Source organism: Flavobacterium sp., from assembly GCF_013822155.1.
Lineage (GTDB): Bacteria > Bacteroidota > Bacteroidia > Flavobacteriales > Flavobacteriaceae > Flavobacterium.
The window spans coordinates 1-15,230 of record NZ_PNJW01000064.1 but is presented as its reverse complement, the minus strand read 5'-3'; the positions used below and the strand labels follow the sequence as shown (position 1 = coordinate 15,230).

The following is a 15,230-nucleotide window of genomic DNA, read 5'->3' as shown; positions in this document are numbered from 1 at the left end:
GTTGTAAGAATTTATTTTAAATCTAAAAAAATTAAAAAAATTTAAAGAACTAAAAAAAATCAACATAACACTTGAAAAAACTGACTTTATAAAAAAAATTACTGCTGTCAATTAAATATTTTTTTTAGATAAAATAAATAAATTTCTTGGTAATTTAACTTTTACTTGTATGTTTGCTCCGAGTTTTAGTTAATAATAACCCAAATCTTTAAACTATGAACCGCAAACAGGAACGAAAGTTCTCCATGTACAACGCTGTATCTACCTACTTACAAAGCGTTGACCCAACCATCATTGGCAAGATGCCATTAATGGCCGAGGCTATAGAAGCCTTACAAAAAAACATTGATGAAATAAGAGCTATTTCAGAAAACCAGCAAGAAAGCCGAAAGGCCTACAGGCAAATCAAGCAAGCCACTAGAGAAGAAGTCGAAAACACCTTCTATCTCTTGCTCGGTCAAGTCAAATCCCTTGCAGTAAACACCAACAACATTCTTTTGCGTGACCAAGTAACGTTCAGTCTCTCAGCACTAAAAAGCATGTCCGACGGTAACCTTCAAGTAACAACGGGTATAATCCTCGAAAAAGCAAATGAAAACCTGGCAGACCTCCTTACCTATGGGGCAACGGCTGCTTCGCTAACGGCTGCCCAAGATTTGCGAACTGACTATATCAGCAAAATGGCAGACCCTCGAAATGCAATTTCATACAAAGCAGAAGAAACAAAACTACTGAAAATTGAATTTGCAAAAGCAGATAAGCTGCTCGAAGAAACAATGGATACCTTGATAATCATTGTCAAATATTCCGACATGACTGTGTATGACATCTATAAAAACAACCGTAAAATCATAGGTCCAAATGGAATGGCATTAGCCTTTCGTGTATTTGTCAAAAACATGGCACAAGAACCAATACAATACATTAAGGCTGTAATCGAGGGTGATGCTACAACTTACAAAACCAGCAGCAGGGGCTCTTTTCAAATAAAATCGCTCCCGGAGGGCATGCACAGAATCACATTCTCAAAAGCCGGTTACCAAACCCAAGTCATTGAATTCCCTATCACCAAAAAGGAAAGAACCGACCTTCACGTAACCATGCAACCGGTATAATAAGTATAAAAAAGCTTTCTTGCATTCATTCATAATAAATTAAATTTAAACGAAAATAGCAACCCCTCAAAAGGTTGCTATTTTTATTTTATTCCTTTTCCTCATTATCACATCCCCTTTGTAGCTCTCCCCGCCATACTAGAACAAGCGAAGAAAACAACTCTTCAGTCTTTAAATCAACCACGCATAAAACCGAATCTGAATCGTACCCTGGTTTTTTTCCTCCCTTTAGGGTTGGGGAAAGAAAAAAACAAGCCAAATAACTTCCACGCATAAAACCGAATCTGAATCGTACCCTGGTTTTTTTCCTCCCTTTAGGGTTGGGGAAAGAAAAAAACAAACCAAATAATTCAACGTACTTTAAACATCCCCTTTGTAGCTCACCCCGCCATACTAGAACAAGCGTAGCAAAACAACGAAGGAAGGAACGGCAGCAACCCTCATAGCCGAGGAGGCACGACGAGCGACTTGGGTTGCGGAGAGACTGACGAGGTAGTTTTCAAGCTTGAACTAGTGAGGCTTGATTTTTTTTGTTACTTTTTTTTATCAAGAAAAAAAAGTAAAGAACATCAAATGAAAACCAACTAACCGAAAACTCATTAGCACAAATCCCCAACTAAAAACAAAATAACCGAGAAGCCCTTCGCCCTACTAGGACAAGCGTAGCAAAACAACGAAGGAAGGAACGGCAGCAACCCTCATAGACGAGGAGGCACGACGAGCGACTTGGGTTGCGGAGAGACTGACGAGGTAGTTTTCAAGCTTGAACTAGTGAGGCTTGATTTTTTTGTTTCTTTTTTCATCAAGGAAAAAAGAAAAGAACTTCTAATAAAAACCAAATAACCGCAAACAAAACTCAGCACCTCAGCACAACACTCCCCCTAACACCAAATACCTATCCCCTCCCCATCGTAGGCAAATACCATTTAAACTTTACCGCCATTAATCGAATGGAAATGATAACGACGGAGGTTACTAAATAAAGCACATCATTGTTTAAATTGAAATGCTTTAAGGCAAAAAACAGCAAACCTCCGATGATGCAAATGGTGGCATAAATTTCTCTTCGGAAAATGATAGGTATTTCATTGCACAGTATATCGCGAATCACTCCGCCAAAACAAGCAGTCATGGTGCCTAAAGCAATGCAAATGACAGGATGCAGGCCTACTTCGATGCCTCTTTCTAAACCAATTAACGTGAAAACACCTAACCCGATGGTGTCGAACAAAAAGAGTGAGGTGCGTAGTTTATCGAGCTTTTTACGAAAAATCAAGGCGATAAAAAACCCAATCGAAATCATGTAAACATAGGTAATGTCTTGCATCCAAACCACGGGAGTTCGACCGATGAGCACATCGCGAAGTGTGCCTCCGCCCACTGCGGTTACAAACGCAATGATGTAGACGCCAAAAGGATCGAGTTTTTTGTTAAATGCCGTGAGCACTCCGGAAATGGCAAATGCCATTGTTCCAATAATATCGAGCAGGTGAAACATTTATGATTGTTGAATTAATTAAAATTGTTGTTATAATTTATACTTATAAAATAGTCTAACTCACATGATCTTATATGCCTTATATGGTTAAAAAACAGTTACAAATTTCAGACTAATTAATATTTATATTTGGTATTACATGTTTTGAGTATAAAAATTATAATCTTTTAAAACGGTTCGAATAAAGTCGGTGTCATTCCCTGAAATATTCTTTATGCCGGTAACTTCTTCAATTTTTGTTCGCAGTTTTATCAACGTGGCAAAATCTCGTTTGATATGTGCTACCGTGAATGTTTCTTTAATGATTCTGGCATCATTGTCACTCAATTTTATGACTAACGGATAGGTGGGCACATAGGCCTGGTCTATATCCTCCAGAATGGTATGGTTGATGGAAATGTTGTTTTTTAAACTGATTACGGCCGTTCCTGCAGTCATATCGCCTAATCGTTGTGTTTTGCTGCTGGTAATCATGGCAATTAATCCAATGACACCACTACTTAAATTGACATCAATGATTCGAAACAACCACCGAATTAAATAATCGCCAAAAGAGGCTTGATAGCCATCAATTTTTACTACTTTGATTTTTAATAATCGCTTTCCGATGGTTTGCCCTTCTAATAAACTCTCGAAGGTGAGCGAATAGAAGATTACCGGAGAATAAAAAATGACTACTAACCCATAATAAGACCAATCGTCTAATCCGGTCATGCCTTGGTTGATGCCTAAGGCATAAAAAAATATTCCCCACACGACCACGACATAAGCTCCTTTAATCAGTAAATCAAGCACATAAGCGAGCATCCTATCAGCCACTGTTGCGGCAGTAAAATTAATATTCACATTTTGTGTTGTTGTAATCGATAATTCTGACATATTTTATATTTTAGCAATCCATGAGAGAAGTCGCCTTCATAAAGCAAAATAAAACAAAATGGCTTGAATTTGAACAAGCTATTTTTGGTAAAGCTAAAAAAAATCCTGATGAAATGGCTAGTTTATATATCCATTTAGTCAACGATTTATCGTATGCACAAACGTATTACCCTAAAAGTAAGACGGTTGTGTACTTAAATTATCTTGCTTCTCAAATTTATCAAAAGATATATAAGACCAAACGAACCGAACAAAATCGGATTGTTTATTTCTTTTCAGAAGAAGTGCCGTTGCTTGTTTATGATTATCGGCGGTATTTGGTTTATGCTTTTGTGTTGTTTTTTCTTTGCACGGGCATCGGTGTTTTGTCTGCCCGATACGATTTAGATTTTGTTCGACTTATTCTTGGGGATGACTATGTGAACATGACTTTAGAAAACATCAAAGACGGCAATCCGGTGGCGGTTTATAAAAGCGGCAGTAATTGGGGCGGTTTTATCGCCATTACGATGAACAACCTTTATGTGGGAGCTCAATGTTTTATTTGGGGAATTTTTTTAGGCATCGGAACGTTTTATATCATGCTGCAAAACTGTATCATGCTGGGTTCTTTTCAATATTTCTTTTATCAGGAAGGTGTTTTTTGGGAAAGCGTTCAAGGAATTTGGATTCACGGCTCAATGGAAATTTTTGCCATCGTTATTGAAACCGCTGCCGGATTTATTCTGGGAGCTTCTATCCTATTCCCGAAAACCTATTCCCGCATAAATTCTTTTAAAATAGGATTTAAAAACGGATTGAAAATATTTTTGAGCACTATGCCGTTTACAATTGCCGCAGGTTTTTTAGAAGGCTTCGTGACGCGTTATGCTCTTGAAATGCCTAAATGGCTAAACGTTGTTATCATTTTAGGAACGCTGGGCCTTATTTCTTTTTATTTTTTAGTTTTTCCTTTTATCGTGCATCGAAAAATGAAAACCAACATTCCAACAATTTAAACTATGCTACACCTATTCAAGAAAAGAACTTTTAGCGAATATATCGGCGATACGTTTGCTTTTTTTAAAGAAAACGGAAAACACTTTTTTAAACACTATTTCATCATCAACGGTGGATTATTGTTGCTTTTATTAGTGCTTTCCTATTTTATTTTTAAAGTTTATTTTGAAGTTCTTTTTTCTTCCATCGGCACGAATGCTCCCAACTTTTTAGAAGATTATTTCAACAACAATATTGCGTTGATTATCGGCGTGTTTCTATTCTTTTTAATTGTCATTCTTTTTGTTTCGCTCGTCAATTACGCTTTTCCGATTATCTATTTGCAATTGTATGAAAAACACAAAGGCTGTAATTTTGAAACGCTTGACCTTATAAAAGCAATGAAAGCTAAAATCGGCAAAATTATTTTGTTTTTCTTAGCCTTGGTTGGATTGAGTTTAACCGCCGGACTACTTTTGATGGCGATTGTTTTTGCTTTGTTTTTTGTTATCATCGGCATTCCGATTGCCATTATTGGAATTCCGGCTCTTATGGCTTGGGTTCAACTCAGTTTTTATGAATACCTCAACGAAGACATGGGCATTTTAGAAGCTTACGGACGAGGATTTGACAAACTGAAACAACAGTTTTGGCCTATCGTTGGTTCAACCATAATCATGTATATCATTATTCAAACGATAGCGACTGTTTTTATTGCAATTCCCTACATTATTGGCGTGATTGACATGGTGACCAACATTGAAAACCAACAAACCGATGCCGATGCTCTTTCTTTCTTTTCCATCATGATGGTTGTTGTGGTATGCATCAGTATTTTGGTGAGCTATATTCTAAACAACATTATGATTATTAATGGCGGAATTATTTATTACAGCTTACGGGATCAAAATGAAAACATAACGACTTTAAGCGACATAGACCAAATTGGTACCCCAAGTGAATAAACTACTTCTTTACATAGCTTTTTTATTAACTTGGATGACGGCTTCATCGCAAGACAGTCTTGTGATAGATACCACAACGGTTGCGAAAATTATTTTCACTGAAAAGGATATTCAAATAGATTCCCTTTCAATGGAAGCCAGAAGTTTCGAAACCACCATTAAAGAAAAATATAATAGCGATGAATTTGTTTATGAACAAAAAGTGAGCAAAGAAAACTGGTGGAGTCGATTTAAAGAATGGCTTTCCGACTTTTTCCGTCGTTTGTTTAATTTCAGCAGTGATGACGTTTCCATGACGTTTGTAGAAATACTGATTAAAGTATTGGCCGTTTTACTCATTGTTTTTGTGATTTACCTCATCGTTAAAGCCATTATGAATGGTGAAGGACAATGGATTTTTGGAAAATCATCTGATAAAAAAGTAATTCACCATGAAGATGTTGAAAAAAACATTCATTTAATTGATTTTGAAAAGCTAATTAAAGACACTTTAAAATCAGGTGAAAAACGATTGAGCATTCGCTATTATTACCTTTGGCTATTGAAAAAGATGGCCGAGAAGAACATCATTGAATGGGATGTGGAAAAAACAAATACCGATTATTTATATGAAATAAAAGAGGAATCTTTCAGAGCTAATTTTGAATATGTTTCCTACCTGTACAACTATAGTTGGTATGGTGAATTTGAATTAGACGAAGAAACCTTTTTGAAAGCTAAAGCCGCTTTTGAAAAAACAATCCAATCCATTTAGATGAATAAAACACTGAAAATATACATTGGTATTTTAGTGGCACTCATGGTGCTCATCGTTTTTGTGGATGCTAATCGACCGAAACCGATTAATTGGACGCCAAGCTTTGATGTGAATTCAAAAATTCCGTTTGGATTATATGTTTTTAATGAAGAAAAAGACACTTATTTTAAAGGCGATACCATTCAAACCATTCAATCAACGCCTTATGAGTTTTTAGATGCGTTTTATGATTATGATACGCTAGTGAATACTTATACCACCAATGGAACTTTTTTAGCGATTGATACCGACTATACTATTGACGAAACTTCTACTGAAGAGTTATTGCTGTTTGTGAGCCACGGAAACGATGCTTTTTTGAGCATGAACACTTTTTCAACTACATTAGAGGATTCGTTGGGCTTTAGTTATTCTAACCTGTATTTTCAAGAGCAACTTGAAGTGAGCTTGGCTAATCCAACGCTTAGTAAAAAGTCATTTGAAATGAAAATGGGCGTAAACGGATATCATTTTACCTCATTTGACACGTTAAAAACAACTGTTTTAGGTTATCAGAAAATTGATAAAAAAACACAAGTTAATTTTATTAAAGTGCCTTACGGAAAAGGGAATTTCTTCTTGCATTTGCAGCCCTATGCGTTTACCAACTATTATTTATTGAAAAATAAAAATGCGGAATATGCTGAAAAAGTATTGTCTTATATTCCGAAGGGAAATCTATTTTGGTATCCGAATCAAGAGTATAAAACCGGGATTTCCAATTCTCCTTTGCGGTTCATTTTGAGTCAGGATGGCTTGCGATGGGCTTGGTATTTGTTTTTATTAGGAATGATTATCTTTATGATTTTCAACGCAAAACGAAAACAACGCATCATTCCCATCATCAAACCGGTAACCAATACAACGGTTGATTTTACTAAAACCATTGGAAATCTATATTTTCAGGAAGGAAACCACGATACCATCATGGAAAAGAAAATCATCTACTTTTTAGAGAAAATAAGGCAAGATTATTTACTGGACACGCAAAACCTTGATGATGATTTCATTAAAAAATTACATCAAAAATCAGGGAAAGACATTGCCTTAATTGAAAATGTAGTAATGCTCATCAAACGGCAACGCAAAACATTTAAAAGCACCGAAGCAGAGTTAATTGAACTGAATACCGTGATTGAAAAAGTTTTAGAAACAAAAAGATAATTTTGAGGGATGGAACACGGATTATATGGATTTAAAGGATTTTCACAGATTTAATAATGTCGACTTCGTCGAAATGAATAAAAAAGGATTGAAAAAGTTTAACTGAATAGTTTGCCAATGTTACATAAGAATATTACAGACCAAATAATCAAAGCCTTTTACAATGTTTATAATAAATTAGGTTATGGTTTTTTGGAACGGGTTTACGAAAACGCAATGTTAATTGAATTAAATAAAATTGGATTAACATGTGAAAAACAAAAAGCAATAGCAGTATATTATAATGAAGTAGTTGTAGGTAACTATTTTGCAGACATTATTGTAAACGATTGTGTAATTGTTGAATTAAAAGCATGTGAATCAATTCATGAAGAACATGAATTGCAGATAATCAATTATTTAAAAGCCACAGAAATGGAAGTTGCACTTTTGCTTAATTTTGGAAAGACACCTCAAGTAAAAAGGAAAATGTATTCTAATCAATTCAAATAATAAAGAACCATTTAAAGACAAATGAAATCCGCTAAAATCCTTTTTTGCGAAGCAACCAAAAAATCAGCGTAAATCCATATAATCCTTTAAATCCGTGTTCAATCCAATAAACAAATAGCCAATAATAAAATTATGGAAGAAAACTTAGAAACCAACGACAACGTAAACTTCGAATCCCGCATCGATTTGAAACCGCTTCAAGACAGCATTCAAGCCATCAAACAAGAGCTAAATTCAGTCATTGTGGGCCAACACAAAATGATTGACCAACTGCTTGTAGCCATTTTATCAAATGGGCATGTGTTGCTTGAAGGTGTGCCCGGTGTGGCGAAAACCATTACGGCAAAATTACTGGCCAAAACGCTAAGCATTGGCTTTAGCCGAATTCAATTTACCCCTGATTTAATGCCTTCCGATATTTTAGGGACTTCTGTTTTCGACTTAAAGAAATCGGAATTTGAATTTAAAAAAGGGCCCATCTTCTCCAACCTGATTTTGATTGACGAAATCAATCGGGCTCCGGCAAAAACCCAAGCCGCTCTATTTGAAGTAATGGAAGAACGCCAAATCACCTTGGACGGAACAACCTATAAAATGACCGCTCCGTTTTTAGTGATTGCCACCCAAAACCCCATTGAACAGGAAGGAACTTATCGTTTACCGGAAGCTCAACTAGACCGTTTTCTGTTTAAAATCAACATTGATTATCCTAAATTAGACGAGGAAATCATCATCCTTCAAAAAGAACATGCGTTATTGAGCAGTAATAAATTAGACCATATTAAAACGCACCTCACAGCTGCCGATATTCAAAAATACCAAGAGCTGGTGAAGCAGGTTTTGGTTGAACCAAACCTACTCGAATACATCGCTAAGTTAGTGGTCAACACGCGTGAAAACGGTTTCCTTTATTTGGGTGCTTCCCCGAGAGCCTCTATTGCCATTTTAAATGCGGCTAAAGGATATGCAGCCCTTCGCGGTCGTGATTTTGTAACCCCGGAAGACATCAAAGAAGCGGCTATTCCTGTTTTGCAACACCGGGTCATTGTTACCCCTGAACGCGAAATGGAAGGCATCAGCAGCAAAGAAATCATTCAACAAATCATTGAGTCGATTGAGATTCCGAGATAAACTGTAAAATTTGACACTTTGAAAAAACTGTTCCGGCAACTGTATATCAATAACTTCTTTTTCTATGTACTGGCAAGTATCATAGCCGTTTTTGCTATGAGTTTTTTGTTTCCGGTGTTATACAATTTAGCGTGGTACTTTTTACTTCTTTTGCTCACCTTTTTCGGATTAGACTGTATCATTCTATTTGGAGCCAAAACCGGAATTGAAGCCACCCGCATCAGTCCTGAAAAATTATCCAATGGCGATGAAAACCCCATTCGGGTTGCTGTTCGAAATTATTATACGTTTTCAATTTTTACTAAAATCATTGATGAAATCCCTTTTCAATTTCAAGTTCGAAATTTTGAAATCAAACGAAAAGTAAAAGCTTCGTCACAAGATGATATTCAATATTTTTTACGGCCTGTAGAACGGGGTGAATACACCTTCGGGAGCCTCAATGTTTATGTTTCTTCTCCTTTGCGAATAATCTCCCGCCGTTTTACGTTCAACAAAGATCAAATGGTGCCCACCTACCCGTCTTATATCCAATTGCGGAAATATGATTTGATGGCTTTCTCCAATAATCTGTTTCAATATGGAGTGAAAAAAATTCGGCGAATCGGGCATACCATGGAATTCGAACAAATCAAAGAATACATTCAAGGCGATGACATCCGAACCCTAAACTGGAAAGCAACGGCCAAGAAAAACAGCTTGATGGTGAACCAATTTCAAGATGAAAAATCACAATCGGTTTACATGATAATCGACAAAGGAAGAGTAATGAAAATGCCGTTCAACGGATTGAGTTTACTGGACTATGCCATCAATGCAACTTTAGTATTATCCAATGTTATTTTGAAAAAACACGATAAAGCCGGTATGTTTTCCTTTTCTAAAAAGGTTGAAAACCGGGTTGTTGCAGAAAAACGTTCCTCACAGATGCAATTAATCATGGAGTGTTTGTATAACATCAAAACTGATTTTTTCGAAAGTGATTTCAGTCGATTATATACTGATATTAAAAAGAACATTAACCAACGAAGTTTGTTGTTGTTATATACCAACTTTGAAACCTTGGACGGGTTGCACCGCCAACTCCCCTATTTAAAAGGAATTGCCAAAAACCATTTACTCGTGGTGGTCTTTTTTCAAAATACAGAACTCAACGAAATTATTCACAACAAAGCCGAAACAGTTCAAGAAGTGTATGACAAAGTAATCGCGGAAAAGTTTGCCTTTGAAAAACGTTTAATCGTTAACGAATTGAAAAAATACGGCATTTATTCCGTCTTAACCCAACCCGAGAATTTGACATTAGATACCATCAATAAGTATTTAGAAATCAAAGCTCGAGGAATTTTGTAAAAAACAAAGTAACTTTGCCACTCAGAACCTCAGCACCTTGAAACAAATCACTTCCTCTCAAAACCCTTTTATCAAATCTCTTGTTCAATTGCAGGAGAAAGCTAAAACCCGCAAGCAAACCGGAACTTTTTTAATGGAAGGAAAACGCGAAATCGAATTGGCGTTAAAAGGAGGCTATCAATTGGAAACCGTTTTGTATTTGCCCGAATTGGTGTCTGACAAAGAACTACGTGCTTTTTCCTGTTGCGATTGTATCGAAATCTCGAAAGAGGTTTATCAAAAGTTAGCCTATCGCGATACAACGGAAGGCATTTTAGCTGTAGCCAAAACTAAACCGCATCTTTTAGCCGATTTAAATCTTTCCGATAATCCCTTGATTTTAGTGGCGGAAGGAATTGAAAAACCGGGTAATTTAGGAGCTTTACTCCGAACCGCCGATGCCGCAAATAGTGATGCTGTTATTATTGCTAATCCTAAAAGTGATTTATACAATCCAAACATCGTCCGTTCCAGTGTAGGCTGTTTGTTTACCAACCAAATTGCAACAGGCACTACAGAGGAAGTAATTGCTTTTTTAAAAGCAAACAAAGTAGCCATCTATTCCGCCACTTTGCAAAACGCTAATCACTATCATTTAGAGAATTTCACATCTTCCACCGCCTTGGTTGTGGGCACTGAAGCAACCGGATTAACAGAGCCTTGGCGAACCGAAAGCACCCAAAACATTATCATCCCGATGCAAGGCGAAATTGATTCGATGAACGTTTCCGTAGCAGCAGCCATTTTGTTGTTTGAAGCGAAAAGACAACGAGGGTTTTAAAAACTTCGCTGCTTTTGTGGTAATCAAATGAAAAATGGCTAATTTTGAAAGACTCTTTCAGCCTGGTCATGAAAAAAACGCTAAACATTCTTCTAATCATCACTTCGCTTTTCGGTTATACCGAATGGGGTCAAAACAAACATGCTTTTATTTTTGAAATGGAATATGAAGTGGTTTCCAATTTCACTTCAAACCCCGGCACATTTACTCATCCGTTAGTTGTTTTACCCTTTTTTGGTCAACTGGTGATCGTTTTTACACTTTTTCAAAAAGAACCTAACAGAATCCTTACCTTCATTGGTTTAGGCTGTTTAAGCACAATCCTTATAATGTTTTTCATTGCAGGGGTTTTTGCAACGAATAGCAAAATGATTATTTCAACCCTCCCTTTTATTTTGGTTGCTCTTTATACGTTAAGACACTATTGGAAAAAAAAGTCTGTAGTTTAAAATAAAGGTATTCCACAAGGTTCAACAATAGTTAAATGCGTGTCAATTTATAATTAACATAAAATTAAATCATAAATTTATACATTCTTATCAGTTGTCTATCAAAACAATAGGCTCAACTAAAGAACCTAAAACTCACGCTATGAAAAAAACTTTACTCCTTCTCGTACTTACAATAGCATTGAATGCCAATGCTCAGGATACTGATAATCTATTTACGATAGTAACTAAATACTCTTCTGATTTTGGAGGAAGCACTCGAATGGGTAATGTAAACCCAGCGGTTGGATTTGTAAATAATGTAGGCACAGCGACCAGCCCAAATCTTTTTAGTGTAACCGGTGGTTCTGTTAATCAAACAACCAATCGGTTTAATTTGGTATCCACCAATTTTTTCATGTCCTTCGACCTCTTCGACGGTTCCATTCAAGACAATTTGCCTATTAATAGTTTCTTTGAAGGCACAACCCTATTTTCAAACGTTAGGTATAATAATTCGAACAATACACTCTATGGTTTAGCTTCTACTTTCACCGAGAATAACGAATTAATCGGTATGTATTTGGCTAGTTTAAACACAGAAACAGGTGATTTAACTGCCCTTTCTCAAAATTCTGTCGGAAATGGATATCAATTAGCCGGAACGGCTGTCAACCCGTTAGAGATGGTTTATTATTACTCCACCGGCCCTCAATTTGTTGGACTTGATTTATACAACGGAACAATTTACAGCAACCCCACCATTCAATACAGCAATCCATATGAATTTAATTTTACCAACTTTGCTTATAACTGTGCCGATGATACCATGTATGGATTAGTAACGGAAGACACGCAAGTGCCCAACCCTAATTCCCCTTCCGGTGTGAGCATTTACGCCATGCGTTTTGGTAAAATTAATACGACTACGGGCGAAGTAACCAACATTTCCGATGTTCCACTACCCACCTCCTATTATTCAGCGAGTGCAAGTTCTACCATCGATCCTAATACCAATACTTACTACTACAGCGATGGAAACAACATCTACGGAATTTCATTACTAACCGGACTGGTCGTTAGCACTGCTCCCTTGGTATTTGAAGACGGTCAAAACATCAACATGATGATTAACTACAATAATTGTTTGGGTGCTATTGCCACAAGACAAGATCCTGCTCTTTCCGTTCCTCAAAATACATTGGAAGATAAAATCACGGTTTATCCAAACCCCACTTCAACAACGTTATCCATTGATGCTCCTTTCGCAATTGATTCCGTTGAAGTGATAGACAGCAATGGTAGAACAGTAAAAGCTGACCGTTTAGACAGTAACAAATTACAAGTTCAACATTTACAAAGCGGTGTTTATTTCTTAAAAATAGTGTCAAACAACCTCGTCAAAAACATTAAATTTGTGAAGATATAAACAGGCATATCTTCTTTTAAAATACTGATTTTCTTTCTTCTGAATGAATCATTCTTTTCATTCAAGTCATAGAATACGAAGGCTCACAAGCAAATGAACGGCTTACATAATCTTTGAATAATGTAAATTATATCAAAAATTGTGTAAGCCGTTTGGCTTGGTTTCGTTTCATCTTTGTACAGTTATAAAACATTACACTGTATCGCCGGATGCGAAAACTAAAACCAATTGCATGAAATTAAATTTAACAAACTCAGTTCTTAAAAAAGTGCTTACCGGGTTATTATTTTTAGGGTTACTGATACCTTTTCAATCGTGTTCTAAAAAAATCAAGTTTGAAACTTCTTCCGTAGTTCCTGCTGCACGAGGTGATGTAAAAGTCTCTAAAAACAGTAACAAAAACTATGTCATCAAAATCAACTTCACCAATTTAGCCGAAGTCGATAGATTAAACCCACCCAAAAAAACATACGTTATTTGGATGGTTACTGACCAAAAAAACACCAAAAACATAGGACAAATAAAAAGTTCAAGTTCAATGATGTCCTCTAAATTAAAAGCCGATTTCGAAACAGCCACACCCTTTAAGCCCGTTAAAATCTTTATAACCGCAGAAGATGATGGAAATGTTGAATACCCCGGCATGTACACCGTTCTTTCAACAACTAATTTTTAACCTATAAAACAAACATAATCATGAAAAATCTAAAAAGAAACACCCTGTTAGCCGCTTTATTCCTTTCGGCCACACTCTTCATCAGCTGCCAAGAGAAAAAAAGTGCTGAAGAAAACTTAGTAGAAGCCCAAGAAGACCTAAACGATGTAAAAACCGAAGCTCAAGAAGATGCTCAAAACTTGGCAACTCAAGCAGAATACGACATCTTCAAAGCAGAAACAGAAGTAAAAATTCAAGCCAATAAAGTGCGAATTGCGGAATTAAAAGTAAATACAAACGCAAACGACATGGAACGTGTTAACAACCTCGAAGCAAAAAACAGCGAATTAGACGAACGTTTAAAAGGCTATGAAAGCTACAAAACAGATTGGCAAAAATTCAAAGAAGAATTCAACAGCGACATGAATGAATTAGGTGAATCCTTCAAAAACTTCACAGAAGACAAAAAATAAAAACAAGAAGTGAAAGCTTCTAAAAAAAACAAAATGAAAAATTTAAAAAAAGGTTTAGTGATTGGTTTAGTTGCCCTATTTAGTGCAACAACATTTGCTCAAAATTTTGATAAAGCACCACAAATTGGTGTAAAAGGTGGACTTAGCTTTTCTAATCTATACGTTGATAACATTGACGACGACGAAATGCTTACCGGTTTCAACATCGGTATGTTTGCTAAATTCCCAATGACCAGCACTGTTGCCATTCAAACCGAGGTATATTATACCACCAAAGGAGCAAAACTAACCTACAACGATAATTTTGCAACCGGTTCAACTAAATTCAAATTAGACTACATTGAAGTGCCTTTATTAGTTGTTTACAACGTTACAGACATGTTCAACATTCAAGCCGGTGCCTATGCCGCTTATATGATTAGCGGAAAAGTAACAAACGAATCAGACCCTGCTGCCTTCGACTTTGAAGGCGAATTAGATACCGAAGATTTCAACCGTTTTGATGCAGGTTTAGCCGCCGGTATTGCGTTTGACTTCAACCCTATCAGTGTAGGAGCTCGTTACTACTACGGGTTAACCAAAGTAGGGAAAGAGCAAAACTATTCCGGATTTAATGCCATATTCCCGGATGCTAAAAATAGTGTTTTGCAAGTGTATGCTAGTTTCTCCTTCAACTAGCTACCAAAATTCGATGAACAAAAGTGGGAGAAATTGCTGAAAAAGAAGAAATAATGGGGACTTAAAACCCCATTATTTTTTTTATATAAAGTGCAGCAACTTCGCAGCAAATGAAATGCATGGATAAAAGGCAGTGATTCATTTTTTCGGACGTTTTATAAAGTCCTTTATTAAAATGAAAATCGAGAATACAAAAGTAACAAGGTAAATAACACTAAGTGCCGGATCCTTAAATGACATCGTTTCAAAGTTGAATTGCCTAAACAAAGTAATTCCTAATATAAAGGCAATCATTAAAAAGAAAAAGTTTACTCCTTTCATCGTTGATGTTTTTTAGTTATAGCGTTAAACCTCTTAAAATCGATTTCAATTAATC

Annotated in this window: 16 protein-coding genes; 14 read left to right on the top strand and 2 right to left on the bottom strand. The window is 36.2% G+C overall.

What is annotated here, in order from left to right; genetic code table 11:
* The first annotated feature begins 245 nt into the window (after positions 1-245).
* Positions 246-1,115 carry a carboxypeptidase-like regulatory domain-containing protein gene (locus C0512_RS12985; protein WP_290862255.1) on the top strand — a complete coding sequence of 290 codons (870 nt, stop codon included), beginning with the start codon at positions 246-248 and terminating at the stop codon, positions 1,113-1,115.
* A gap of 895 nt (positions 1,116-2,010) precedes the next feature.
* Here C0512_RS12985 and C0512_RS12980 read toward each other — a convergent pair.
* Together C0512_RS12980 and C0512_RS12975 are read right to left on the bottom strand one after the other, a co-directional pair.
* A complete protein-coding gene (locus tag C0512_RS12980) occupies positions 2,011-2,613 on the bottom strand; it encodes a trimeric intracellular cation channel family protein (protein WP_290862254.1) in 603 nt (200 codons plus the stop codon).
* Between the two features lie 135 nt (positions 2,614-2,748).
* Positions 2,749-3,492: an RDD family protein gene (locus C0512_RS12975; protein WP_290862253.1), complete on the bottom strand. Its 744-nt coding sequence runs from the start codon at positions 3,490-3,492 to the stop codon at positions 2,749-2,751.
* A gap of 20 nt (positions 3,493-3,512) precedes the next feature.
* On the opposite strand from C0512_RS12975, the gene C0512_RS12970 reads away from it, so the two are divergent.
* The 13 genes from C0512_RS12970 (at position 3,513) to C0512_RS12910 (ending at position 14,854) form a co-directional block, all read left to right on the top strand.
* Positions 3,513-4,490, top strand: coding sequence for a stage II sporulation protein M (locus C0512_RS12970; protein WP_290862252.1), 978 nt, complete (start codon positions 3,513-3,515; stop codon positions 4,488-4,490).
* A gap of 3 nt (positions 4,491-4,493) precedes the next feature.
* The gene (locus C0512_RS12965) at positions 4,494-5,435 is read left to right on the top strand and encodes a hypothetical protein (protein ID WP_290862251.1); all 942 of its coding nucleotides are present in this window, start codon (positions 4,494-4,496) and stop codon (positions 5,433-5,435) included.
* Positions 5,428-6,189 (top strand): DUF4129 domain-containing protein, encoded by a 762-nt coding sequence (locus C0512_RS12960; protein ID WP_290862250.1) that lies wholly within the window; start codon positions 5,428-5,430, stop codon positions 6,187-6,189. The genes C0512_RS12965 and C0512_RS12960 overlap by 8 nt, the downstream gene beginning before the upstream one ends.
* Entirely contained in the window at positions 6,190-7,395 is a 1,206-nt protein-coding gene (locus C0512_RS12955; RefSeq protein WP_290862249.1) for a DUF4350 domain-containing protein, read from the top strand.
* Between the two features lie 117 nt (positions 7,396-7,512).
* Positions 7,513-7,887, top strand: coding sequence for a GxxExxY protein (locus tag C0512_RS12950; protein ID WP_290862248.1), 375 nt, complete (start codon positions 7,513-7,515; stop codon positions 7,885-7,887).
* Positions 7,888-8,019: 132 nt separating this feature from the next.
* The gene (locus C0512_RS12945; protein ID WP_290862247.1) at positions 8,020-9,018 is read left to right on the top strand and encodes a MoxR family ATPase; all 999 of its coding nucleotides are present in this window, start codon (positions 8,020-8,022) and stop codon (positions 9,016-9,018) included.
* Between the two features lie 18 nt (positions 9,019-9,036).
* On the top strand, positions 9,037-10,371 hold the full coding sequence (locus C0512_RS12940; protein ID WP_290862246.1) for a DUF58 domain-containing protein: 1,335 nt from the start codon (positions 9,037-9,039) through the stop codon (positions 10,369-10,371).
* 37 nt (positions 10,372-10,408) lie between these two features.
* Complete coding sequence (locus C0512_RS12935; RefSeq protein ID WP_290862245.1) at positions 10,409-11,191, top strand: RNA methyltransferase; 783 nt, start codon at positions 10,409-10,411, stop codon at positions 11,189-11,191.
* Between the two features lie 68 nt (positions 11,192-11,259).
* Positions 11,260-11,640: a hypothetical protein gene (locus C0512_RS12930; RefSeq protein ID WP_290862244.1), complete on the top strand. Its 381-nt coding sequence runs from the start codon at positions 11,260-11,262 to the stop codon at positions 11,638-11,640.
* 142 nt (positions 11,641-11,782) lie between these two features.
* Positions 11,783-13,048 carry a T9SS type A sorting domain-containing protein gene (locus C0512_RS12925; protein WP_290862243.1) on the top strand — a complete coding sequence of 422 codons (1,266 nt, stop codon included), beginning with the start codon at positions 11,783-11,785 and terminating at the stop codon, positions 13,046-13,048.
* A gap of 232 nt (positions 13,049-13,280) precedes the next feature.
* Positions 13,281-13,724: a hypothetical protein gene (locus tag C0512_RS12920; protein ID WP_290862242.1), complete on the top strand. Its 444-nt coding sequence runs from the start codon at positions 13,281-13,283 to the stop codon at positions 13,722-13,724.
* A 20-nt stretch (positions 13,725-13,744) separates the two neighbouring features.
* Positions 13,745-14,176, top strand: coding sequence for a hypothetical protein (locus tag C0512_RS12915; RefSeq protein WP_290862240.1), 432 nt, complete (start codon positions 13,745-13,747; stop codon positions 14,174-14,176).
* Between the two features lie 33 nt (positions 14,177-14,209).
* Positions 14,210-14,854, top strand: coding sequence for a porin family protein (locus C0512_RS12910; protein WP_290862238.1), 645 nt, complete (start codon positions 14,210-14,212; stop codon positions 14,852-14,854).
* Positions 14,855-15,230 lie beyond the last annotated feature (376 nt).

Excerpts from the sequence above, each read along its gene's own strand:
- C0512_RS12945 (WP_290862247.1), top strand. The coding sequence starts at position 8,020 with ATGGAAGAAAACTTAGAAACCAACGACAACGTAAACTTCGAATCCCGC.
- C0512_RS12950 (WP_290862248.1), top strand. The coding sequence starts at position 7,513 with ATGTTACATAAGAATATTACAGACCAAATAATCAAAGCCTTTTACAAT.
- C0512_RS12920 (WP_290862242.1), top strand. The coding sequence starts at position 13,281 with ATGAAATTAAATTTAACAAACTCAGTTCTTAAAAAAGTGCTTACCGGG.
- C0512_RS12970 (WP_290862252.1), top strand. The coding sequence starts at position 3,513 with ATGAGAGAAGTCGCCTTCATAAAGCAAAATAAAACAAAATGGCTTGAA.
- C0512_RS12915 (WP_290862240.1), top strand. The coding sequence starts at position 13,745 with ATGAAAAATCTAAAAAGAAACACCCTGTTAGCCGCTTTATTCCTTTCG.
- C0512_RS12925 (WP_290862243.1), top strand. The coding sequence starts at position 11,783 with ATGAAAAAAACTTTACTCCTTCTCGTACTTACAATAGCATTGAATGCC.
- C0512_RS12965 (WP_290862251.1), top strand. The coding sequence starts at position 4,494 with ATGCTACACCTATTCAAGAAAAGAACTTTTAGCGAATATATCGGCGAT.
- C0512_RS12930 (WP_290862244.1), top strand. The coding sequence starts at position 11,260 with ATGAAAAAAACGCTAAACATTCTTCTAATCATCACTTCGCTTTTCGGT.
- C0512_RS12975 (WP_290862253.1), bottom strand. The coding sequence starts at position 3,492 with ATGTCAGAATTATCGATTACAACAACACAAAATGTGAATATTAATTTT.
- C0512_RS12955 (WP_290862249.1), top strand. The coding sequence starts at position 6,190 with ATGAATAAAACACTGAAAATATACATTGGTATTTTAGTGGCACTCATG.
- C0512_RS12985 (WP_290862255.1), top strand. The coding sequence starts at position 246 with ATGTACAACGCTGTATCTACCTACTTACAAAGCGTTGACCCAACCATC.
- C0512_RS12980 (WP_290862254.1), bottom strand. The coding sequence starts at position 2,613 with ATGTTTCACCTGCTCGATATTATTGGAACAATGGCATTTGCCATTTCC.
- C0512_RS12910 (WP_290862238.1), top strand. The coding sequence starts at position 14,210 with ATGAAAAATTTAAAAAAAGGTTTAGTGATTGGTTTAGTTGCCCTATTT.